The organism is Flavobacterium sp. WV_118_3 (assembly GCF_039778605.1).
Lineage (GTDB): Bacteria > Bacteroidota > Bacteroidia > Flavobacteriales > Flavobacteriaceae > Flavobacterium.
Window position 1 is genome coordinate 2,566,150 of sequence record NZ_CP156060.1, and the last position, 22,244, is coordinate 2,588,393.

Consider the following 22,244-nt stretch of genomic DNA (forward strand, 5'->3'; position numbering starts at 1 on the left):
TTGGTATTTTTATTTATTGTTGTATCCGAAACGACGTAACTGGTAACTGCTGTTTCTCCAGTCTTTGTTCACTTTTACGAACATTTCGATATGGATTTTCTTTCCAAAAAATTTCTCAAGGTCTTGTCGGGCTTCGATTCCTACTTTTTTGATCGCAGCACCTTTATGTCCGATGATGATTCCTTTTTGCGTATCGCGTTCTACCATGATCACCGCCCGGATCCGTATGATATCATCGTCTTCCTTAAATTCTTCGGTTTCGATTTCTACGGAATACGGAATTTCTTTTTCGTAATGCAACAGAATTTTTTCACGAATGGTTTCGTTTACAAAGAAACGTTCCGGCTTATCGGTTAACGCATCTTTCGGATAATAGGCCGGCGATTCCGGTAATAATTCAATAATTCTGTCGAATACGGTGCTTACGTTAAAATTTTCAAGGGCTGAAATTGGATAAATTTCGGCATTCGGCACTTTTTCTTTCCAAAGGTTTACCTGTTCTTCCAGTTGTTCCTGGTTGGATTTGTCGATTTTGTTTAACAACAACAATACCGGGATTTTGGCGTGGATGATCTTGTTAAAGAACGCTTCGTCTTTTAATTCCTTCTCTCCTATTTCGACCATATATACCAGTATGTCGGCATCTTCGAAAGCAGATTTTACAAAATCCATCATCGACGACTGTAATTCATACGCCGGTTTGATGATTCCCGGTGTATCGGAAAACAGGATTTGAAAATCGTCTCCGTTTACAATTCCCAGAATACGGTGACGGGTGGTTTGTGCTTTAGACGTTATAATAGAAAGGCGTTCGCCAACAAAGGCATTCATCAATGTCGATTTACCGACATTGGGATTCCCGATGATGTTAACAAAACCTGCTTTGTGTGCCATAGTAAAAATTTTAGCCTACAAAGGTAGGCATATCAGGCGAATAAGAGTGAAATTTTTATTTTTTTTAAAAAAAGCCTTGTCAATCCAAATATTCGTTGTAGTTTTGCACTCGAAACATCGCGGGATAGAGCAGTAGGCAGCTCGTCGGGCTCATAACCCGAAGGTCACAGGTTCGAGTCCTGTTCCCGCTACTAAGAAAACATACTGAGAATACAAACGCACAGCGCGGGATAGAGCAGTAGGCAGCTCGTCGGGCTCATAACCCGAAGGTCACAGGTTCGAGTCCTGTTCCCGCTACTCAGAAAGCCCCTATATTTTTATAGGGGCTTTTTTGATTTAAACCTCCCCCCTTTCCCCTAAAAGAAACAGCCTTCAGCACTCTTTTTCTCCTTTTTTTACCTTATTTTTGAGATTACCTGAAACCTCAGAAATCATGAATCCGGAAGAAATAGCAATTGCCGAAAAAAAGTTCCTTGAAATGGAACGCATCCGAAAGGTGTTTGATTCTATTTGTAAAAAACTGAATTTAAAACAAGGGGATTTTTTCGGGTTTTATGACACCCGGGGATTTGCGGTTTTAAACCTTTTCGATACAATTACAAACACCAACCGGGCTTTAAAAGTATCGGAAGGGGGCGAAATACTCATCGACACAACCGATTATTATTCCATTAATCAGTCGCACACCAAAAAAAAACATTTTGTTTTTTAGTGCTTTTGTTGAAAAAACAGACGGATATTCCCAAACCAAAACCGGTATTCTCGATGAAAATTTTGAAATCATATTACCCGCTATTTTTGACAGCTTTCAGGAGCTAAATCCTAAAAGTTTTCGGGTTTCCAACGGATCGTTTTGCGGCGTTATGACGACCACTTTTGAAATGATCATCCCTCTTACATTCCGGGAAATCGAATATAATGAGACATTAGAAGTTTTTAAAGCCCGGGAAGTGATTAACAATGGAGATCATGCTGTTTATCATCTTTTTGATCAAACTGGAAGATTTTTAAAAAAGCTTGAATACGGTCTGGTTACATTTGAAAACGATCCTTCCTATTATACGATCTATGATACTAAAGTCCGTTCTGATGTTTATTATGACCATACGGATATGATCGGAAATCGAGGACTTTTGGATCGCAATTTTAATATGATCATCCCTCCTGTTTATGATATGATTTTTCAAGGGCGTACCTCCATTATTGTATACGATCGGAAAAATGCAGCACCCAATTTTGATCATGATTTTGTAAACTCACCATCGTTGGATTCGTTTTTTGTTTTAGACGGTGGCAAATGCGCTGTTTTTGATTATAACCAAAATTTACAAATCCCGCTTGTATACAATTGGATAGAACCAACCTTTGACAGTACCTTGTTTTTAATTAATCCAACCGGTCTGCTCTATTATTCCCGCTATATACAAGACGATAAAGGGCATTGGGGTGTTCAAGGCGGAAAATGGGGGCTTATATCTAACAGCAATAAAATAATAGTAGCGCCCGTTTATAATTTTGTAGCACATTATGACGCCAAAGTAATATTCTACAACCAACAATCCGACAACGGAACAATTCTGGACATTGAAAATGCTATTACTATTTTATTAAATCCGGAAAACCGAAATTCGTAGTTATTACAATTTCACCCGGACATACTACGCATTTCTACTCAAAAAACGCTTTTGGATATACCACAACTCCCGACACGTCCTTTAGTGCTCCGGGGATCAGTTCAATCACCATACAATTTTCAGGAGGCACATCAAAAGGCAATCGTATTCCATATTGACTTGTCATTTGATAACCAAACTTTGGATAATACTTTTCATGTCCCAACAGTATCACCGATCCAAATCCCATTTCTGTTGCGATACGATGTCCTTCCCGAATCAACTGTCCTCCAATACCTTTTCCCTGAAAATCCTGTAAAACCGCTACAGGCGCCAATGCCAACGATTCGGCTTCAACTCCATTATTGGCTTTGATTACTATTTTCGTTAGCAAAATATACCCCACTATTTTCCTTTCCAGAATTCCAACAAGAGCCAATTCCGGAACAAAAGCATCCGAATTCCGCAGGCGTTCCACTAAAAATTGTTCCTGATGGTCACTGAATACGACATTCTTAAAAGCATTTTCAATGAGATTAGAAACTGCCTCAAAATCATTTTTATCTTCTTTCCTTATTTCTAATGGCATCCTACTTTATTTTAGTATAAAATCTACCGTTTTTTATTTTACTATTCGTGTATTTTTACCCATTCGACACTATCATTTTCCTTTAGTTTTATAACCATCGACTTGGTTTGCAACGGAAAAAACAGTGCCCGTTTCTGTAGAATGGTATAAAAGAGATATAAGCTATCCGTTCGGTCGGGTGTTCCTAATAATTCCAAAACAGCTGCTTTTTTGAGCTGTTTTAACCGCTTACTATCGATCAAATCCTGAAGCATCATCGCCCTATAAGCATAGGCGGCATCACTTTTAACCGCCCATTTTTCCTTATCAAAAGACATGACCTTTCTGGTTTCTTTTTGCCTTTCGATCGGATTCGTTTTTTCTGTATTCTGACAAGCCAGACACGTTAATACCAGTACGAACAACCCTATGTATATTTTCATTATTGCGGTTTTATATACTAAATATACAAAAGTCAGGTGGAATACTAAGGACAAATAGAGTCACCGATACACAAAAAAACTTCTTATCCCATTCTATTAACCACTTATAGCTACCTTCACCTTCGAAATTACAATTTATTTTATTCCGATTTCTGGAGATCGAATAGTGATTACAATCAATTTTTAATTCCCCTTAAAAAACCCGGTTTTAAACGTACCTATCCCCTTCATTTTATTTTTTTATAACTATTATATTATGAAGTCTAAAGTTTTATTCTTTGCAGCGCTATTGTGTATACTTGTGTTTATTGGCTGTCAGGATGAACCGTCATTTTCAAAAGAAGGTGAATCCATAATGGCTTTGAAAGCCAAAACTGCTTTCAATAATCAGAACCACACCCTAAAAATTGCCACCTATAACCTCCACTTATATTTAGGACCCGCTCCTTTTGAAGACGCCGTACGTCAGGAACAAATTGAAACGTTTATTAAGTCTTCCCTTGCTCACATTGATGTCCTTTTCCTAACCGAAGTCTGGAACGATTGGACCAAAAACAGTATGCTCAATAATTTAAAAGAATTGTTTCCATTTTCCATCCATTCTAATGCGTGTAATCTCAATCAGGGTGATGGGCTATTAGTATTATCCAAATTTCCAATATCCGATAATGAATTTACCGTGTTTGGCAATGGAGCCGGTTGGGATTGGTTTGCACCAAAAGGCTTTCATAAAACCCGATTCACGACTCCATTTGGGGATTTCGTCTCTTTTTTTACCCATACCCAGTCTGATGAAACATACAGTGCTACTCGCAAAAAACAATTGCAACAAATGAGAAATCATATGTCCGATTTAGAGGTTCCGAGTATTATTGTTGGTGATTTAAATATTATCGGAGAATCTGATGAATATTATGACATTTTAAAATCCGTATTCCCTGACTATCAGGATTCCTATAGAAAAAGTAATCCAAACAACCCCGGCTATACTTATAACAGCGCAACAAATCATTTGGCACACTATTATTGCTCGTCCAATGATTATCAACAACGCTTAGATTATATCCTCTTTTCGAGTGGATGGACGGCTCATTCTTCTAAAGTAATCGAACATTGTCGTTATTATTCAGAGTCTCTAATAGCTAACGCATCCTGTTCTGATCATTATGGGCTTGAAAGTCAGCTTATCCTTATAAAAAACACCGTATTCCCTTTCCGCTCAAACCTGGCAAAAAGCTATCAGGAGGCTCTAAAAAAAATTGACCATCTAAAGGCGGGATATGGGACTGGTCTAACAGCAAAAATTTTAATCCACAATAAAACGGACAAAACACTTACTTTTAAAAGTAAAGCTACTTGGTACAACAGCACCTTTTTTAATTCACCTCCCAACATCCCTCCCGGAGAGTATGGGCTTATATTAGCGTCACACGATACTGGGGAAGCAACCGGAGTATACAACCAGCTAACCTATCTATATAACAATCAAAAAATTAGCTTTGGAACATATGTCCCATGGTCGTGGGTATACACCAATAATGTATTGGTCGATTTTAAAGAAATTGACTATAACAATTTATACTACAATAGTACCCGCCCCTGGATCTATCGAAAATCCGCAGGACTTGGAATAACCGGATCCATTAGCACAGGCGACAGTCCTTATGTGCGTTTTACGGTCGAAAAAAAATAAAATCTACAATTTGAACAATTTATATAGCGCAAAACATGGCTCCTAATAATATTCTAAATTGGACATACCACAAAACCAAAAAGCCGCTTTAGTAAAGCGGCTTTTTTATCGGATAAAAATAAACGGAGGGTAGTATTGTTTTTATATTAATATAATGTTGTCGATGCCGACATAACCGATCCGGTTGAGCTATTTTCTTTAACCACCTCGCCGTTTATAATAATCTGTACTTTTAGTGTGCCTGTTTCTCCTTGTGTCGCTACATTGGCAGATCCTCCAAACGAAATGGCCTGTACCGATGCCGGCATGTTAATTTCCGGACTTTCCCAAGTAGTTGCATTTATATCCGTATGGGTCGTCATATCCCCTTGCGCATTGGTATAGGCAATTACATCAATTGTGGCATTATCGGATGCTATTGCTTTATAACGCACCATTTTGTTGGTTCCTCCGGATCCGCTGCCATTTCCCGACCCGTCACTATCGCTGCTACACGATGTGGAAATTAATCCGAAGGCCATGGTCAATACTAACGTCGCTAAAATCTTCTTTCTCATAATATAAAATGTCTAAATGGTTAACAATCTTTTTCTGAAGCAAAGTTAGATTCCCGCCAAAACAGCAACAATAACAGGAAATGAGTATTTTTTTCTAATGGTTTTCCGGTATTTTATCACATTCACATGGCTTTTTGCGATGTTTTTACAATCTTTGAAAGAATTTGCTTTTAAAAGAATATTTTTAGAAAGAAAATTCTTGTTTATTACTCAAAAATCAATACACTCCCATGCAACGGTCCTCATACCTCCGCAAGCTTTTATGGCTTTTTTTAATACTACACGGTTTTCTCTTTTCCGTTACTGCACAACAGTTATTACCCGTCAACGAAAAAAACTATGCCGATAGTCTTCGTCAGATTGTTTATTCCAGATCAGCCGATAGTAGTAAAGCCAATGCCAGTTTTTTGCTTTCCGATTACTGGCGGGCAAAAGACACTGTAAAAAGTCGGATGTTCCTAACCAAAGGCAAACAACTGAGTGCTAAAAATCCCTATCTAAATGCGCTGTATTTTTTTTATGAAGGCCAACATCTATCGGCAATCCATCCGGAAAAGGCACAAATATCCCTATACAAAGCCACTCAAAAACTAATGGCCTTCCGTACAGCAGCCAGTTATGAAGCAGCAGCAGCAGCCTGGTACAACTATGGTATATTGCAACGAAATAAAAAAGGAGATCCATTCGTAATTAATATTTTATTAAACAAATCAATTCCGCTTGCACAACAATCCGGTAAATCCGAAAAAATGGCACATTATTATTCACAATTGGGCACTCTTTTTATGTATAACGCCCAATTTGATAAAGCCGAAGTTTATAATAAAAAGGCTATCGATTTGCTCGAAAAAAAGAAACCGGGATCTTCCGAACTTATGCTCGCCTACCTCGGTGCGGTAAGTAATTTCATTTACAAAGGTGATAGTGAAACCGCTAAAATCTTATTGGACAAGGCTAAAGTTATCCTGGAGCCGCATCAAGAATCGACACAGTATCCCTATTACTATTACAACGAAGGGTTGTATCTTATTTCGAAAGGCTATTTTAACAATGCTATCAAAAGTATCGATAAAGGAATTATACTGGCTCAAAGTCTAAACCAACCGACTTTATTGCAAATGCTTACGTTTAGAAAGTATGATATTTACCTGCAATTGGAAGAATATAAAAATGCCCGGGATTTGTTAGTAAAACTTTTAAAGGAAGGCAATCTGTCCGCCGAAGTAAACAATCGGAAAATGTTTTATACCCAACTGGCCGCTGTTAATGAAAAAATGGGAAACCTGAAAGAAGCATATCAATGGCAGACACAATACAGTAAACTGAGTGATAGTATTAACGACAGTAAGCTCAAAGAGAAAATCAATGAGCTGGAAGTGCAGTTTCAAAACGCAGAAAATCAGAAAAAAATCACCGCTTTGGAAACCGATAAAAAAGAAGCCGACTTGGCAGCACGCAACAATCGGCTTTTTAGTAGTTTGCTTGGCGCATCAACATTATTTTTTCTGGCCATCGCCTTACTGGCTTTTGCTTTCTATAGAAATCAGAAAAAACTATCGGAACAAAAAGAAATCAATCACCAGCAACAATTAAAAGAATTACACCAACAACAACTTCTATCTACAACCGAGGCCATGCTGGAAGGCGAAGAACGGGAACGCCGAAGGGTAGCGCGCGACCTTCATGACGGTTTAGGCGGAATGCTGGCCGGAATAAAAATAAAATTATCCGGTGAAATGAGCCGTGGTGATAAAAATCCCAATCCCATAGAAATTCATAAAATCATCGGTCAGCTCGACAATGCGGTTACCGAATTACGTCGTATAGCTCGTAATATGATGCCGGAAACATTACTTCGTTTTGGTCTCGAAACTGCCCTGAAAGATCTATGTGAATCCCTAGAATCTCAGAACATTTCCATTAGTTATGAGTCATTTAATTTGGATACCGAAATGGTGATTTCTACCCAGGTGATCATCTACCGTATTATTCAGGAAGCACTATCCAACGCCATCCGCCATGCAAACGCCCAAAATATTATGGTACAATGCAGTCAGAATGGAAAAACTTTTTTCATCACTGTTGAAGACGATGGTTACGGTTTTGATAAAAATATTCTGGATCAGAAGAAAGGAATAGGTATTACCAATATTGAAAACAGAGCTAAATACCTAAATGGAACTGTTGAAATTCATTCGGCTCCTCACGAGGGAACCACTATAAACATCGAATTATATGTCTGATACTTCAAAAATTATCCTGGCCATTGTAGATGATCATCCAATTGTTATTGAAGGCCTGAAAACATTATTAAAGAGTAATTTACGCATTACTGCTGTTAGTTTTACTAATGGGGAGTCTTTTATCAATTTTCTCGAAAGTAATGAGGTGGATATTGTATTGCTTGACATTATGCTCCCCGACTACCATGGGATTGAGCTTTGCAAAATCATCAAGAAAAAAACACCAGAAACGGTTATTTTAGGTTTGAGTAATCAGGCGGAACGAAGCATTATGATGCAACTACTTCAAAACGGTGCCGGTGGTTATGTACTAAAAAATGCGGATGCAAACGAACTTTTAAACTGTATTTCCGAAGCTTTGGAAGGAAAACTGGCTTTTAGCAAAGAAGCGAAAGAAATCATAATGAAACCATCGCAAAACGAATGGAAAGCGATTCCAACATTGACAAAAAGAGAAAAACAGATTTTACAGAAAATTGCGAATGGCGAAACTACAGTTACAATTGCTGATGAACTTTTCGTAAGTCCGCTAACAGTTGAAACTCACAGACGCAATCTGCTTCAGAAATTCGGAGCTAAAAATGTAGCAGAGCTCATTAAAATGGCTGTCGAATATAAATTTTTATAATTATAACTTAAAAATTACCGGTTCTGAAACCATTGAAAGAAATTGCCCATTATATCAAGGATTTTCCAAATAAAATTCAGCTACTTCTAAATCATTTTCACAATACGACTAAAGATGTTATACCAGTAGCCGAAGAAGTAATCAGCTATAGTATGTCTACTTTAAATCACATAGAAATGTAGTGTATTTTGCTGCCTATACCAATATCATTAGGCTTCTATTCCAGAACCATTTGGAATTAAGCCTTTTAAAAACGAATTTTCGACCTAATAAGAGTACTAAAAGATCGATACAATTATCTTTGATGCATATCAAAACTATTGTTGCTTTCAAAACAAGAAAAAATACTGAAAAAGCAGTCGTGAAAAAGTTACTTCATACCTGTAAAAACGGGTAACGTTATTACAAAAAAAAACGATTATCTGGTGTACGCTGTATGTAAAAAAATCCAAAAAACTAAAAATTAATTTTTAGCACAATTTTCGGCTCCGGAAAGATGAACTCTGGAAAACAACAGTAATTCGGTTAAATATCTGTCTCATTGTAACGAAAAAAAATGATGCTTTTTCATGGTATGCGTGAGCATTCTTTACCCAAATTAAAAGCAACACTTATAGCAACGAACCTACATTTTAAAACAGCATTATGATTGCATCGACAGCCATCGCACCTATTATCGTAAAAAAACCATACTCTTTCCCCAACAATTATTTTGAAACTACGTCGTATTATTCCTGAAACCAACTATCAGATTACCGAACAAATGCAATGAAATTCACCTGGTTTTTAGTCGAAGAAATAAAACCTTCAACACCACAACCACTAAAGTCATTTCGAGACATTCTATTGTCACTTACCGACAAACAATATCTTTCTTTAGAAGTATATAAAAAAAGAATATACCTTTGCCTCGCAAAAATCATTTAAGATAAAATAGTTAAGAGGTACTCTCTCGTTAAAACTGACTCCCCTATCAACTTTAAAGATCTAAAGAGCACCTCATTAACAACTGTTTAACCCCAAAAAAACTTTATTTTTCAAATCATCTGTTTTTCATCTATAAAAACTGTATTCCCTTTTTTAGGTGATAACAATTTTTACATTTTAAATAGTTAAGAGACACCCTCCTTCAAAACTGACTCCCCCAATCAATTTTAAAAATCTAACGGGTGCCTCATTAACAACTGTTTAACCCCAAAAAAACTTTATTTTTCAAATCATCTGTTTTTCATCTATAAAAACTGTATTCCCTTTTTTAGGTGATAACAATTTTTACATTTTAAATAGTTAAGAGACACCCTCCTTCAAAACTGACTCCCCCAATCAATTTTAAAAATCTAACGGGTGCCTCATTAACAACTGTTTAACCCCAAAAAACTTTATTTTCAAATCATCTGTTTTTTTCATCTATAAAAACTGTATTCCTTTTTTTAGGTGATAACAATTTTTACATTTTAAATAGTTAAGAGACACCCTTCCTTCAAAACTGACTCCCCAATCAATTTTAAAAATCTAACGGGTGCCTCATTAACAACTGTTTAACCCCAAAAAACTTTATTTTCAAATCATCTGTTTTCATCTATAAAAACTGTATTCCCTTTTTTAGATGATAACAATTTTTACATTTTAAATAGTTAAGAGACACCCTTACTTCAAAACTGACTCCCCAATCAATTTTAAAAATCTAAAGGGTACCTCATTAACAACTGTTTAACTCCAAAAAACTTTATTTTCAAATCATCTGTTTTTCATCTATAAAACTGTCTTATTTACTTTTTTCAGGTGATACAATTTTTATAATTTAAATAGTTAAGAGACTCCCTTACTTCAAAACTGATTCCTCCAATCAATTTCAAGAATTCACATGGGCAACTCATTAACAACTTAACCCTAAAAACTTTAATTTTAAATAATTACATAACAATCACCTTAAAGAACATCTTTTGTTCTTTATTAAGTTGTAACAAAATCAGATTTAGTATAGAAGGTACTCACTCTCCAACGTGTTCCACTCTTTTAATAAACGCTCTGACTCCGAAATCTTTAATCTTGTATAATCCATACGTGATTTCCGAATCATTTACAGAGCAAAGTAATAGCAAAAAAAACAGCGAAAAAAAAATTCAACTACGCACCTATACTCAAGAGTAAAAAAAAACAATAACATACTAAAAATCAATATATTATATACTTAATTTATCAATTTTTGAGTGGATTTGCGTATACTGATTTTGTAATACTCCTGTCTGTTAAATAGCTATTAAACTATTCTATTTTCAGTCAAAAAAATCATTTAAAACAAAATATCAAAAAGAATGTGTTAATTTTCATACTTTTATACAACAAAAAACAAAAAATTATGGAAATTAACTTTTTAGCGCTACTATTAGCTGCATTATCCACTCTTGTAGTTGGATTTATATGGTACAATCCTAAAGTTTTCGGTATTATCTGGATGAAAGAAGCACACTTAACAGAAGAACAGGTAAAAACAGGCAATATGGCTGTTATATTCGGGATGGCTATTGTCTATGCCTTTTTTATTTCTTTTATTCTTCAGATGCTGACTATTCACCAATTCGGAGCATTGGGAATGATTGGAGGTGATCCTACTGTTGCAAAACCGTCCTACCAAGCTTTTATGGCCGATTATGGCGAGGCTTTCCGCACTTTTAAACACGGAATGCTACACGGCTTTTTCTCAGGATTATTTTTTGCTTTACCAGTAGTAGGAACCGGCGCCCTTTTTGAACGCAGATCCTGGAAATATACTTTAATCGCCGGTGGTTTCTGGGTGGTTAGCTGTATGATTATGGGGGGAATAATTTGTGCTATGAAATAGAAATTTTTATCTTTTAACACTTATTTATATACTAATCGCTCTACATTTGTGGAGCGATTCTTATTTTGTGATAACAGACTTTACCTATAAAATTTATACTACTGCCGGCGAACTCCCTAAAAACTGGGATGATATCGCTGTTACCAATATTTTTCTTAGCAAAGCGTATATTAAAGTCCTGGAGAAATCGGCTCCAGCCAATATGGTTTGCCATTATATCGGTTTATTCAGACAAGACGAATTATGCGGAATTGCCTTATCGCAGTTTTTGGATTTAAACAAAGTCGAATCATTTGGCGAAAGAGATAGTTGTCTTAAAACGTCAGCCCGCAATTTTATATTCCGAAACTTTAGCGCTCATGTGCTTTTTATTGGAAATAATATGCTTACCGGTCAGAATGCTTTTGTTTTAAACGAAAAAATGAAACCGTCGCAGGCTATTACACTATTACTACAGGCAACAGAAGCATTAAAGGAACACTTCCGAAAACAAAAAACAAAAATCCATTTGACTGTTTTTAAGGATTTTTCCGAATATGATACCGTTTCTTTTGCAATTCCCGAATTCGCTTCATTTTACCGGTTCACCACTCAACCCAATATGCTTTTTAACATCCCGGAAAACTGGAATTACGAAACGGATTATGTAGAGGCATTGACTAAAAAATACCGGGATCAATATAAAAGAGCGCGAAAAAAGGCAACAGACATTGTTAAACAAAAGTTTAGTCTGGATGACATCCAAAAACATTCCGATACCATTCATTGTTTGTATCAGAATGTAGCGCGTAATGCGCCTTTTAATACTTTTTTCCTGGCCGAAAATCATTTTTTTAAGCTCAAAAAATTACTGGGTGATCGGTTTTTATTTTACGGTTATTTTCTGGATCATAAACTGATTGGTTTTAATACATTGATCCAAAACGGTTCAACCATCGACACGTATTTTCTGGGATATGACGACGAATACCAACGGGACAAAATGTTGTATCTGAATATGCTTTACGATATGATTGGCTATTCGGTGAATAAAGGCTTTACAAAAATTGTTTTTGCCCGTACGGCTCTTGAAATCAAGAGTTCCGTAGGTGCAAAACCGGAGAAAATGTTTGGTTATATTCAACACGAAAATTCTTTTATCAACCGTTATATTTCAAAACTATTCCGTTCACTGGAACCGGAAACACTTTGGCAGGAACGCAATCCGTTTAAATAAAAAAGAGCGGCTGTAAACCACTCTTTCTGTATTTTTAGCTATTGCTTTCTATTTCTGCCTGAACATTTTCCCATTCTTCCAAAAGCTGTTCCAATTCTTTTTTCTTCTTTTCATAAGCTGTAAAAAAAGACGCATCCTGCATTAATTTTTCATAGTGTTCCGCCAAAGCTTTATCGTCTTTTCGGATTTCCTTTTCCAGTTCCTGAACCTGACTTTCAATTTTACTCAGCTTGTTCTGAAGTGCTTTTTGTTTCTTTTGCTCCTCATACGAAAGGGCTTTATTATCTTTCTGTACCACTGTTTCTTTGGCAATATCTTTCTTCTCTACTTCACGCATGTTTTGCACATTGCGCTGTTCCAGGAAGAAATTAATATCACCCAGGTATTCGCGTATCTTTTGATCTTTGAATTCATAAACGATATTCGCCATTCCCTGTAAGAAATCACGGTCGTGTGACACCAACAATAACGTTCCTTCGAATTTCTGTAAAGCGGCTTTTAAAACGTTTTTAGACTTAATATCCAAGTGGTTTGTCGGCTCATCCATTACCAACACGTTAATCGGTTGTAACAATAACTTACAAAGGGCTAATCGGTTTCGTTCACCTCCAGACAATACTTTTACTTTTTTCTCAACATCATCACCACGGAATAAAAAGGCGCCCAACATATCGCGTACTTTCGACCGATTGCTATCGGTTGCCGCTTCGATCATGGTATCGAGAAGGGTTTTCTCCCCATCCAGATATTCGGCCTGATTTTGCGCAAAATACCCCAATTGTACGTTATGTCCGAGTTTGACGGTTCCTTCGTATTCGAATTCATTCACAATCGCTTTAATAAAAGTCGATTTCCCCTGACCATTTTGTCCAACAAATGCGATTTTACTCCCACGCTCGACCAATAACGAAATGTCTTTTAAGATGGTTTTCTCATCGTAGCTTTTGGTCACGTGTTCGGCTTCAACCACTACACGACCCGGCGTAACCGAAACCGGAAACGAAATACTCATTACGGAGTTATCATCTTCGTCAACTTCAATGCGTTCCACTTTATCCAGCTTTTTGATCAACGATTGCGCCATCGAAGCTTTTGAGGCTTTGGCCCGGAATTTTTCGATTAGTTTTTCCGTTTCTTCGATCTTTTTAGCCTGGTTTTTTTGCGTAGCCAACTGCTTTTCACGAATTTCCTGACGTTGTATCAGGTATTCCGAATAAGGCTTACTAAAGTCGTATATTTTTCCTAATGAAATTTCAATGGTCCGATTGGTTACATTATCCAAAAACATCTTATCGTGCGAAACGATAACCACTACGCCCGGGAAGTTTCGCAAAAAGCTTTCCAACCAGATGATACTCTCGATATCGAGGTGGTTGGTAGGCTCATCCAGTAGCAATATATCGTTGGTTTGCAATAATAGTTTGGCCAATTCGATACGCATACGCCATCCTCCGGAAAAGGTATCCGTGAGCTGATCAAAATCCTCGCGTTTAAAACCCAATCCCAGCAATACTTTTTCGGTATCACCTACATAGTTATAACCACCTAATATTTCGTAATGATGGGTTACATCGCTTAACTGTTCGATCAGTTCCGAATAGCTTTCACTTTCATAATCGGTACGCGTCACTAACTGATGGTTGATTTTTTCCATCTTTAGCTCTGCATTTTTTATATCCTCAAAGGCCTGATAGGCTTCTTCCAGAACGGTTCTTCCTTTTACAAAGTCGATGTCCTGTTTTAGAAAACCAAGTTTTACTTCTTTTTCTGTAGCTATACTTCCTGAATCGGGAGCCAATTCCCGTGACAGGATTTTAAGCATGGTCGATTTTCCGGCTCCGTTCTTTCCTACAAGCCCAACGCGATCCCCTGCTCCCAATCGGAAAGTTACTTCTTCAAACAGGTAGGTGCCCCCGAAAGAAACCGATAAATTGTGTATATTTAGCATAATTTTGTTACAAAGGTTACAAAGGTAATTTTTTAAAGATGTACCTTTACAAAAATTTTTACAAATGTTTAAAAAAGGAAGCAAACTCAACAGCATTTTAACGGGTAGTTGCCCAAAATGCCAGGAAGAAAACATGTATGTAGAGAAAAATCCGTATAAACTAAGCCATGTTTTTACCATGCACGAAAAATGCAGTCATTGCGGAATCTATTATAAAATCGAACCCTCTTTTTTTTACGGTGCCATGTATGTGAGTTATGGTGTTGGTATCGCTTTTGGAGTAGCTGCTTTTGTTATTTCCCATATTTTTCTGGGAACCAGTCTTAAAACTGCATTTATAGCTATTATAGCAACCTTAATCGTTTTTATGCCGGTAATCATGCGTTTGTCCCGAAACATCTGGATTAACATTTTTGTGCATTATGACAAAAACTGGAGACAACATATCGATAAAAACGACACAATATAAGCTTAGGAATCCAAACGGATTCCTAATTTTTTATAAAAACGTTTGATGTCAATTTGAGCATCTAATGCTGTTTTCTGTTCGATCGATTCAAAGAGTTTATCCGCCAGAAATGGCCCTAACATTACGCCACGGGTTCCCAGCCCGTTTAACAGGTGTACATTAGGATATACATGATGCGTTCCGATGAGCGGACGCCGGTCTTTTACCGTTGGTCGTACACCGGCAAAATGGTCGACAATTTCAAATTCGCAATCGATCAGCGTTTTCAGCTCTTCTACTAATTCCTGTTTTCCGGCTTCGGTAGGCAAATCGGTTTTATCATCCCAATTATAGGTCGCCCCTACTTTAAACAAATCGTTACCGATAGGAAGGATAAAAATACTGGATTTTAAAACTACATCCAGATTTAAATCCGGCGCTTTAATGACCAGTAATTCGCCTTTGGTTCCATCTAATGGCAGATGATTAAAAAACGGATTGTGAATCATCCCGAAACCTTCGGCAAAAACGATATGCCGCGCGGATAGTGTCTCATATTGCACAAAATCATCATTGATTACCAATTTCGAATGGTCGAAATGTGTTTTAAGTAACAAGTTGTTTTCGTCGAGGTAATCATTATAGGAATTCAATAGTACGGCCGTATCGACATAACCCGTCATACGTACTTCACCAAAACCGAAATCGGATGTAATCGATTGGTATTTCCGATGGATGATATCAGATGAAAGATACGGAGCCAGATTCGGTTTATCGGCCGCATGAAACCAATTGTTCTGTTCTTCTATGGAAGCAAACTTCCGGTAGATCGGTATTTTAAAATCAAATTCCGCACCGATTCTTTTGGCAATAGCCGCATAAAAAGGCAAACCGTAGTCCAATTGCTCCGTAGCCATCCAAACCTGGCTAAAACGTTTTAAAATAACCGGATTATACAATCCTCCCGCCACTCGCGACGACGATGTGGAATTATCTTCCAAAACCCTAAAGGTTTTTCCGTTTTGCAATAATGTTTCTGCGAAACAAATACCGGCAATTCCGGAACCTACAATCAAATAATCTACCATACTACAAAAATAAAAAACTCTTACCGGTTGGGTAAGAGTTTTTATGAAATTGGAGAAATTATTTTTTAGTAATTCCACATATCCTGCTCGAAATTGCGGATTTTTTCTTTTACACGTTCTGATTCCAATAATTGCATCTGTGCATTTTCTTTTACGTACTCGTCAATTTGTCTGTCTCCATAAACGTTTTCTTCTCTGTAAATCACACCGTTGAAACGTCTTGAATTTAACAGGTGGTCGAACGTAATTGGCATTGCCGAGTTTTTATCGTTAAAGGCTTTGCTGGCGTGTAATACATCTCTTGCCGATGGGAAGTAAACCCAAAACAATTCGATGTATTCTTTCTCCTCTTTGTCCATTGTATACACGTCCGGAACAATTGGGCAAATTCCTAAAATACGGTATTTTAATTCGCCCTGACGGGTGTCGAAATACCAGTATCCTACAACTTTATAATCGGATACGTGAACAGCTGCGATTTCTGTTTTGTTGATATACTCTTCAGAAATTTTAGCACCTGCTTTTTTCTGTTTTGCCGTGAAGCTGTTGTACTGCTCTTTACCGGCATCAGTTGTATCGATTCTGAATAGGGAAGCTTCGATATCTTTTAATGATTTTTTAGTTGTAAAATAACTATCATCATAGATTTCGGTAAGCTTACCTGACTTAATTCCTTCTACCAACACATCGTATAATGGTTTTCTATCCGGACCTAAGTTTCCTTCTATAGGGTAATATAACGGGAAGTTAACTCTTTCATCAAGGTCGATAATTTCCCAAATCTTTTTCCCCATTAATACATCACGGTCATCCACATATCCGTATGGTAGCGGCTTGTCGTTATCTGCATTTAATTGTGCTGCGGTTTTTTTACCGATTTCAGCCGGGGTTTTTGCATTTAAAAGATTAGACTGTGCAAAAGTTGCAATTGAGCTAAAAGTAAATGCAATTACTAATGAAAAATTTCTCCAATTCATTTTTTATTCTTTATATACTATTTAAGTAATTATAAACTCAAACCTGGTCGTTTTTATTGTACTTCAAATGTACAAGGTGCAACTCTTTTTGGCATTTGATCCAAACCAACGAATTTAGCTTTGATCTCAGAGATAACAACGATATCACCTCTGCTCGCTTTAGCAATTGCTGCCTTTGCACGTGCATCCATTTTGTTTCCGGAAACCACGATAGTTGGCTGACCTGGAACTTTGATGTTAAATTGTGTAACGTTAACAGTAACCGGGAAGTCGAAATCTTCTAATTCAGCAGAGATTGTACAAACCTCTAAGTTAGATTTCGCTCCTTTAGCAGCAACTTCACCACGGATTTTTCCAGTTGGAGAAGGTAATCCTTTAATACGGAATACTTCTTTACTGCTGAATGATTTTCCGTCAGGCATAGTAGCCGTAACGTTGATCGTTACATCACTTCCAGCACCTGGAGTAAGGTTATACTGACCTGGTTTTCCAGCAGCAGCCATACCTGGAGCAGACGCTTTTACTTTATCAGAAGAGATACCTGGTACAGAAACCGAAATAGGGTTTGGTACACCACGGTAAACAACTTTCATTTTATCAGCAGAAACGATAGCCTGGTTTGGCTTAGGAACTACAACATAGTTACCTGCGATTTCGATTTCAACCGGTTTGTTATCTTCCATGAAAGTAAACTTACCTTTGATATCTTTATCTCCAACGCTTCCAGCAGCCATTTTGAATACTGCAGATCCGTTTTCAATTGAAGTAGTAGCACCGTTTACAGAAACTGCTTTTGGCACAGTAGATTCGTCATAACGACCTAATACTACTCGTCCTGTAACTTGTTCTCCCTGGAAGAACGCTGATTTATCCATCATTACGAACGCTTTATAGTTTTTCATAGAAGCCGCTGCCATTGCAGTGTTTCCTAAAAATGCGTTGTAAAGTTCTGCTTCGATAACTTTTACATCATTCTGCAATGCTGATAACTTCGTTAAAGAAGCGATTGATGGGAATCCTTTGTAGTTGTAATCTAAATATTTTTTAGTGACACCTTCTCCGTCTTTTACATCAGCTGTATTGAATTTAGAATCGATTTCAGCAATGATTGCTTTGTATTTTGGATCATTTCCAAGCACTGCTTTCATATCAGCTCTGTACTTGTCCATAGTGCTAACGATTTCTTTTCCTTTAGCAGAATATCCGTCACCACTAAACCAACCTTCGTCGATTTTGTCACCTTTATCCATTGCTTCGTAAGGCAATTTTCCGTCTTTGTTTTTTTCAACTCCTGCGGTTGCATCAGCTTTTAATTTTCCGATATAATCGTAGAAATTTTTAGTAATAACCGCTACCTGATCTGCTTTTTTCTTAGCTTCTCCAAATTGCGTCGGGTTATCAGCAGCTTTCGTACCTAACGCGCCTAATGTAAGTGAATTCGTTTCTGTAGCAGCTGTATTAGCTGTTTCGAATTTTTCGTTCATCAAACCAAAAGCGGATAATACTTCTTTTGACATGTTTAATGCCAACATTGCGATGAAAACCAGGTACATCAGGTTAATCATCTTCTGTCTAGGGGTTAATTTTCCTCCTGCCATTTCTTTCTAATTAGTTTTAAAGATTAATAAATAATGCAACTAATTAGTTTCTGTTGCTCATTGCAGAAAGCATTCCGCCGTAAACGTTGTTTAATGAAGATAAGTTTGCAGTCAATGATTGCATTTGATCTTTTAATTTCAAGTTGTTTTCAGCAACTTCTTTGTTGATCTCTGCATTACGAGTAGCACTTTCTAATTGTACTTTGTACATGCTGTTTAAAGATTCCATTTGAGCCGCAGCTAATGACATTTCTTCAGCATATTTTTTAGTAGAAGCAACTGAATCAACAGTTGGAGCGATTCCTTTAGCAGCAGCTTCGAAGTTTTTGATGCTGTTACCTAAGCTTGACATCAACTCACCGTCAATTTTAGCTTCTTTTAACATGTTATCTAATTTCTGAGATAATAATCCTTGCGCTTCAGTTGGGTTATCCGCTTTTTTCACATCTCTCTTTTTAGCTTCTCCACCTGCTAATTCAGGGTAAACTAAAGACCAATCTAATTCTTTTTCAACTGGATCGAAAGCTGATAATGCGAAGATGAACGCCTCAACTCCAAGACCAATAATAAGCATCGGGCTCGCACCTGGCCAGTGCATAATTTTGAATAAAGCTCCAACGATTACCACTGCTGCCCCCATACCATAGGCAAAATTCATAACTTTTTTAGGTAGTGCCATAATAAAATAAAATTTTAGTTAGTTAAGTTAATTATAAATAAAAATTGGTTAAATTTTAAAATTGAGTTAAGTTGAATTATTTTGTGAATTTTTAGTTCGGTCTGTTTCCGGTAGCTTGCGCTCCCATATAATCCTGTACCGTTCTGAATCCGATATAACTTCTCGCTGTATCCGCATATTCGAAGTTACGGGTACCTACCTGCAGGTAGTACGATACATCTTTCCAAGATCCACCACGAACTACTTTACGTTGGTTTTTAGCATCCGGTACATTTGGATTCATTGTCGAAACATAGTCATAAGCAGCTGCATCGTAAGATGAATCCGTCCACTCGGCTACGTTACCCGACATGTTGTATAAATTGAAATCGTTTGGTTCGTATGATTTGGCCTCAACAGTGTAAAGTGCACCGTCAGCAGCATAATCTCCACGGCTTGGCTTGAAGTTTGCCAAATAACATCCTCTGTCATTTTTAGCATATGGACCTCCCCAAGGATAGGTTGCAGATTCTAAACCACCTCTGGCAGCATATTCCCATTCTGCCTCTGTTGGCAAACGGAATGAGTTCACCTGATCTCTTCCTTTTTTCTTTTTGATATAGGAGTTTTTGTTTAACGTTCTCCAGGCACAAAAAGCTTTCGCCTGTTTCCAGCTAACTCCAACTACTGGATAATCTCCATAAGCCTGGTGCCAGAAATAATCATTGTGCATTGGTTCGTTATACGAATACGCGAAGTCTTTAATCCAAACGGTAGTATCCGGATAGATTAACTGATTTTCTGTTTTGATAAATTTACTTCTTTTCGATCTGCTACTCGTAGTGCTTTTATCTTTAGCAGCCGCCTGAATATCCATCCAGGTGTAACGGAATTTCAACTTCGAAACGTCGAAAGTTCTCAAACCGTTATACGACTCGCTTGCAGGCAAATACAAAGAGTCCATAACCTCAACATAATACTCATCCGGGTATTTTTGCGGGTCTTTATGTAACTTTACTTTTTTGTTAAGACGTCTTCCAGCATAAGGATCCTCATCCGTTCCTACGCTGTAATAATTCTCATACATGTATTTGTCGTATGCAGACATTTTTGCAGGATCCTGGTCACTAAAAGCGAAATCTCCAATACTTCCACCTTTATTTCCTCCAGAACCTGGCTTCATCCCTTGCTCATCAGCCAAGATAGCTAAACGAACACGGATTGTAGAATCTTTTACCCATTCGACAAACTGACGATATTCACTATTCGTAATCTCCGTCTCATCCATGTAAAAGGAACGAACTGTTACCGTTTTTGTCGGTGCGTCCTGAACGTTGGCTAAATCATCATCTGACTTACCCATGATAAAAGCGCCACCAGGAACCAAAGTCATACCATACGGCTTTTCCGGATGCCATTTCTTTCCTTTAACTCCTACCAGCTCACCTCTGTCGTTAGAACCACAGCTGAAAAACAAGGATACAACAGCTGTTAATGCAATGAACTTCTTCATATAAATTTGGGTTAATAGTATTTATATTTTTAAGGGCGTAAACCTATTTATTTATTTTCTAAAAAGCAAAAAATTTATTAAAAAAAACTTAAAAAAAACAATAAAACACAATTTAGGGTTTAAATAAACGTTTTTTAAACATTCAACGTTACGAACATGTTAATTAAACCATATTTTTACGTTGCGCCTTCCACCATCTTTCCGGGATTTCATGGTTTGTTGCGCCCAAATAATCCTCATATGTGCAAGGTAATAACGTATTTCTTTTTAATTTATTGTTAAAACTTGTTAAAAAGGGTATTTCTATCCACCATCTGTCCGTTTTATCACTTTTATAGAAAATCAATTCTTCGTCTTCCAACGGCACAATATAGCGGGAATACTCCTCCCGACTTCCAAATGGATATTCTTTCGAACGGTAATGATAGCCTTCTATAAAGTACCATAAAATTTGCGCCACCAACATGGCTTCTCCTTCGGTACTGTTATGATTAAAAATACCAAAAGAAGACACCTTATCGCTAATCCCGGCATAACGGGAAAGAATACAGATTTCTTTACCGTTAAATCCATTCGGCATAAATTGAGTAAAGTTCCCCGAATCACTCGATTTGACCGAAGTCAGATCCAAACTGACCAAATCAGCATCGCGGAAAACCGGCTCTGCAATAGTCGAATTATTACTGATTTCTCCTAATCGATAGGCGTCAAAATACAATTTCTCGATCAGGTCAATTTCTTCCTGTGAGTTAAAATAGGTCTGATACCCTACATTACTATAATTAAAGAGGTTGTTGGGCTCTTCAACAATCATTTTCGTCAAATACGAATGACCAGCCAATTGCTCTTCTTCTTTTCCAAAATCAAAACGATTGTCAATGGCAACAAGGTTTACCATTTGCTCCAACTGGTCGTATGCTCTGTAGATTGCATAAGTCAGATCCTGAGAACCTCCGATCACTACCGGAATTACTTTATTTTTGATCAGGTGTGCGACTGCTGTTTTCAATACATAATAGGTGTCTTCGGAAGAACTTCCGGCAACAATATTCCCCAGATCTACGATTTCGGCACCCCAGTTTCCGGGAAAAAGCTGATAAAACGCTTTCCGTATCGCGGTTAGTTCAATCGTATCATTATGACCGGCAAATCCTCTGTTTTCTATCACTCCGATAATAGCTATCGCAGCACTTTCAATATTAGGAAATTCCGTTTCGGTATGGAATACCACTTTTCGACCTAAGGTCTGGACGTTTAGCCCCTGTATAAATTCTAAAAAATCGGCATCTACCGGTTGAATATAATCAAATGCCATTG

19 protein-coding genes and 2 tRNA genes are annotated in these 22,244 nt (G+C 37.3%); 10 read left to right on the top strand and 11 right to left on the bottom strand.

Translation table 11 applies throughout. The annotated features are described in order from the left end of the window. Positions 1–9 precede the first annotated feature (9 nt). Positions 10–894: a GTPase Era gene (era, locus tag ABFU83_RS12005; protein WP_347066219.1), complete on the bottom strand. Its 885-nt coding sequence runs from the start codon at positions 892–894 to the stop codon at positions 10–12. A 118-nt stretch (positions 895–1,012) separates the two neighbouring features. On the opposite strand from era, the gene ABFU83_RS12010 reads away from it, so the two are divergent. From ABFU83_RS12010 to ABFU83_RS12025, 4 genes are all read left to right on the top strand, one after another. Beyond that, a tRNA-Met gene (locus ABFU83_RS12010) sits at positions 1,013–1,085 on the top strand. Positions 1,086–1,118: 33 nt separating this feature from the next. Continuing rightward, positions 1,119–1,191 (top strand) — tRNA-Met (locus ABFU83_RS12015). Positions 1,192–1,327: 136 nt separating this feature from the next. Then, positions 1,328–1,606 carry a hypothetical protein gene (locus tag ABFU83_RS12020; protein ID WP_347066221.1) on the top strand — a complete coding sequence of 93 codons (279 nt, stop codon included), beginning with the start codon at positions 1,328–1,330 and terminating at the stop codon, positions 1,604–1,606. Further along, positions 1,596–2,528 carry a WG repeat-containing protein gene (locus ABFU83_RS12025; RefSeq protein WP_347066222.1) on the top strand — a complete coding sequence of 311 codons (933 nt, stop codon included), beginning with the start codon at positions 1,596–1,598 and terminating at the stop codon, positions 2,526–2,528. The genes ABFU83_RS12020 and ABFU83_RS12025 overlap by 11 nt, the downstream gene beginning before the upstream one ends. 34 nt (positions 2,529–2,562) lie before the next feature. Here the strand turns inward: ABFU83_RS12025 and ABFU83_RS12030 are convergent, their stop codons facing one another. Further along, positions 2,563–3,096: an N-acetyltransferase gene (locus tag ABFU83_RS12030; RefSeq protein WP_347066224.1), complete on the bottom strand. Its 534-nt coding sequence runs from the start codon at positions 3,094–3,096 to the stop codon at positions 2,563–2,565. A 41-nt stretch (positions 3,097–3,137) separates the two neighbouring features. Further along, positions 3,138–3,518, bottom strand: a complete 381-nt coding sequence (locus tag ABFU83_RS12035; protein WP_347066226.1) for a hypothetical protein — start codon at positions 3,516–3,518, stop codon at positions 3,138–3,140. 256 nt (positions 3,519–3,774) lie between these two features. Here ABFU83_RS12035 and ABFU83_RS12040 point away from each other — a divergent pair, with 256 nt between their 5' ends. After that, complete coding sequence (locus tag ABFU83_RS12040; RefSeq protein ID WP_347066227.1) at positions 3,775–5,211, top strand: endonuclease/exonuclease/phosphatase family protein; 1,437 nt, start codon at positions 3,775–3,777, stop codon at positions 5,209–5,211. A gap of 146 nt (positions 5,212–5,357) precedes the next feature. On the opposite strand, the gene ABFU83_RS12045 is transcribed toward ABFU83_RS12040, so the two are convergent. After that, on the bottom strand, positions 5,358–5,768 hold the full coding sequence (locus ABFU83_RS12045) for a hypothetical protein (RefSeq protein WP_347066229.1): 411 nt from the start codon (positions 5,766–5,768) through the stop codon (positions 5,358–5,360). Positions 5,769–5,998: 230 nt separating this feature from the next. On the opposite strand from ABFU83_RS12045, the gene ABFU83_RS12050 reads away from it, so the two are divergent. The 4 genes from ABFU83_RS12050 (at position 5,999) to ABFU83_RS12065 (ending at position 12,697) form a co-directional block, all read left to right on the top strand. Next, positions 5,999–8,011 (top strand): sensor histidine kinase, encoded by a 2,013-nt coding sequence (locus ABFU83_RS12050; RefSeq protein ID WP_347066230.1) that lies wholly within the window; start codon positions 5,999–6,001, stop codon positions 8,009–8,011. After that, entirely contained in the window at positions 8,004–8,639 is a 636-nt protein-coding gene (locus ABFU83_RS12055; RefSeq protein WP_347066231.1) for a response regulator transcription factor, read from the top strand. The genes ABFU83_RS12050 and ABFU83_RS12055 overlap by 8 nt, the downstream gene beginning before the upstream one ends. A gap of 2,359 nt (positions 8,640–10,998) precedes the next feature. Next, positions 10,999–11,481, top strand: a complete 483-nt coding sequence (locus ABFU83_RS12060; protein WP_347066233.1) for a DUF1761 domain-containing protein — start codon at positions 10,999–11,001, stop codon at positions 11,479–11,481. A gap of 67 nt (positions 11,482–11,548) precedes the next feature. Then, positions 11,549–12,697 carry an 8-amino-7-oxononanoate synthase gene (locus ABFU83_RS12065; protein WP_347066234.1) on the top strand — a complete coding sequence of 383 codons (1,149 nt, stop codon included), beginning with the start codon at positions 11,549–11,551 and terminating at the stop codon, positions 12,695–12,697. 34 nt (positions 12,698–12,731) lie between these two features. Here ABFU83_RS12065 and ABFU83_RS12070 read toward each other — a convergent pair whose 3' ends face one another. Further along, complete coding sequence (locus ABFU83_RS12070; RefSeq protein ID WP_347066235.1) at positions 12,732–14,645, bottom strand: ABC-F family ATP-binding cassette domain-containing protein; 1,914 nt, start codon at positions 14,643–14,645, stop codon at positions 12,732–12,734. A gap of 64 nt (positions 14,646–14,709) precedes the next feature. Here ABFU83_RS12070 and ABFU83_RS12075 point away from each other — a divergent pair, with 64 nt between their 5' ends. Further along, a complete protein-coding gene (locus tag ABFU83_RS12075; RefSeq protein WP_347066237.1) occupies positions 14,710–15,114 on the top strand; it encodes a DUF983 domain-containing protein in 405 nt (134 codons plus the stop codon). Between the two features lie 2 nt (positions 15,115–15,116). Here the strand turns inward: ABFU83_RS12075 and ABFU83_RS12080 are convergent, their stop codons facing one another. The 6 genes from ABFU83_RS12080 to ABFU83_RS12105 form a co-directional block, all read right to left on the bottom strand. Further along, positions 15,117–16,181, bottom strand: a complete 1,065-nt coding sequence (locus ABFU83_RS12080) for an FAD-dependent oxidoreductase (RefSeq protein WP_347066238.1) — start codon at positions 16,179–16,181, stop codon at positions 15,117–15,119. A gap of 65 nt (positions 16,182–16,246) precedes the next feature. Then, the gene (gene gldN / locus ABFU83_RS12085) at positions 16,247–17,158 is read right to left on the bottom strand and encodes a gliding motility protein GldN (protein ID WP_136402249.1); all 912 of its coding nucleotides are present in this window, start codon (positions 17,156–17,158) and stop codon (positions 16,247–16,249) included. Between the two features lie 53 nt (positions 17,159–17,211). After that, positions 17,212–18,756 carry a gliding motility protein GldM gene (gene gldM, locus ABFU83_RS12090; RefSeq protein ID WP_347066240.1) on the bottom strand — a complete coding sequence of 515 codons (1,545 nt, stop codon included), beginning with the start codon at positions 18,754–18,756 and terminating at the stop codon, positions 17,212–17,214. Between the two features lie 43 nt (positions 18,757–18,799). Next, complete coding sequence (gene gldL, locus ABFU83_RS12095) at positions 18,800–19,438, bottom strand: gliding motility protein GldL (protein ID WP_347070215.1); 639 nt, start codon at positions 19,436–19,438, stop codon at positions 18,800–18,802. Between the two features lie 88 nt (positions 19,439–19,526). Then, positions 19,527–20,927 carry a gliding motility lipoprotein GldK gene (gene gldK, locus ABFU83_RS12100; RefSeq protein ID WP_136402246.1) on the bottom strand — a complete coding sequence of 467 codons (1,401 nt, stop codon included), beginning with the start codon at positions 20,925–20,927 and terminating at the stop codon, positions 19,527–19,529. Between the two features lie 163 nt (positions 20,928–21,090). Continuing rightward, on the bottom strand, positions 21,091–22,242 hold the full coding sequence (locus ABFU83_RS12105) for a formimidoylglutamase (protein ID WP_347066241.1): 1,152 nt from the start codon (positions 22,240–22,242) through the stop codon (positions 21,091–21,093). Positions 22,243–22,244: the final 2 nt, after the last annotated feature.

Bases quoted from the DNA above. Each gene is read 5' to 3' on its own strand.
- era (WP_347066219.1), bottom strand. From the start codon at position 894: ATGGCACACAAAGCAGGTTTTGTTAACATCATCGGGAATCCCAATGTC.
- ABFU83_RS12020 (WP_347066221.1), top strand. From the start codon at position 1,328: ATGAATCCGGAAGAAATAGCAATTGCCGAAAAAAAGTTCCTTGAAATG.
- ABFU83_RS12030 (WP_347066224.1), bottom strand. From the start codon at position 3,096: ATGCCATTAGAAATAAGGAAAGAAGATAAAAATGATTTTGAGGCAGTT.
- ABFU83_RS12035 (WP_347066226.1), bottom strand. From the start codon at position 3,518: ATGAAAATATACATAGGGTTGTTCGTACTGGTATTAACGTGTCTGGCT.
- ABFU83_RS12040 (WP_347066227.1), top strand. From the start codon at position 3,775: ATGAAGTCTAAAGTTTTATTCTTTGCAGCGCTATTGTGTATACTTGTG.
- ABFU83_RS12045 (WP_347066229.1), bottom strand. From the start codon at position 5,768: ATGAGAAAGAAGATTTTAGCGACGTTAGTATTGACCATGGCCTTCGGA.
- ABFU83_RS12050 (WP_347066230.1), top strand. From the start codon at position 5,999: ATGCAACGGTCCTCATACCTCCGCAAGCTTTTATGGCTTTTTTTAATA.
- ABFU83_RS12055 (WP_347066231.1), top strand. From the start codon at position 8,004: ATGTCTGATACTTCAAAAATTATCCTGGCCATTGTAGATGATCATCCA.
- ABFU83_RS12060 (WP_347066233.1), top strand. From the start codon at position 10,999: ATGGAAATTAACTTTTTAGCGCTACTATTAGCTGCATTATCCACTCTT.
- ABFU83_RS12070 (WP_347066235.1), bottom strand. From the start codon at position 14,645: ATGCTAAATATACACAATTTATCGGTTTCTTTCGGGGGCACCTACCTG.
- ABFU83_RS12075 (WP_347066237.1), top strand. From the start codon at position 14,710: ATGTTTAAAAAAGGAAGCAAACTCAACAGCATTTTAACGGGTAGTTGC.
- ABFU83_RS12080 (WP_347066238.1), bottom strand. From the start codon at position 16,181: ATGGTAGATTATTTGATTGTAGGTTCCGGAATTGCCGGTATTTGTTTC.
- gldN (WP_136402249.1), bottom strand. From the start codon at position 17,158: ATGAATTGGAGAAATTTTTCATTAGTAATTGCATTTACTTTTAGCTCA.
- gldM (WP_347066240.1), bottom strand. From the start codon at position 18,756: ATGGCAGGAGGAAAATTAACCCCTAGACAGAAGATGATTAACCTGATG.
- gldK (WP_136402246.1), bottom strand. From the start codon at position 20,927: ATGAAGAAGTTCATTGCATTAACAGCTGTTGTATCCTTGTTTTTCAGC.
- ABFU83_RS12105 (WP_347066241.1), bottom strand. From the start codon at position 22,242: ATGGCATTTGATTATATTCAACCGGTAGATGCCGATTTTTTAGAATTT.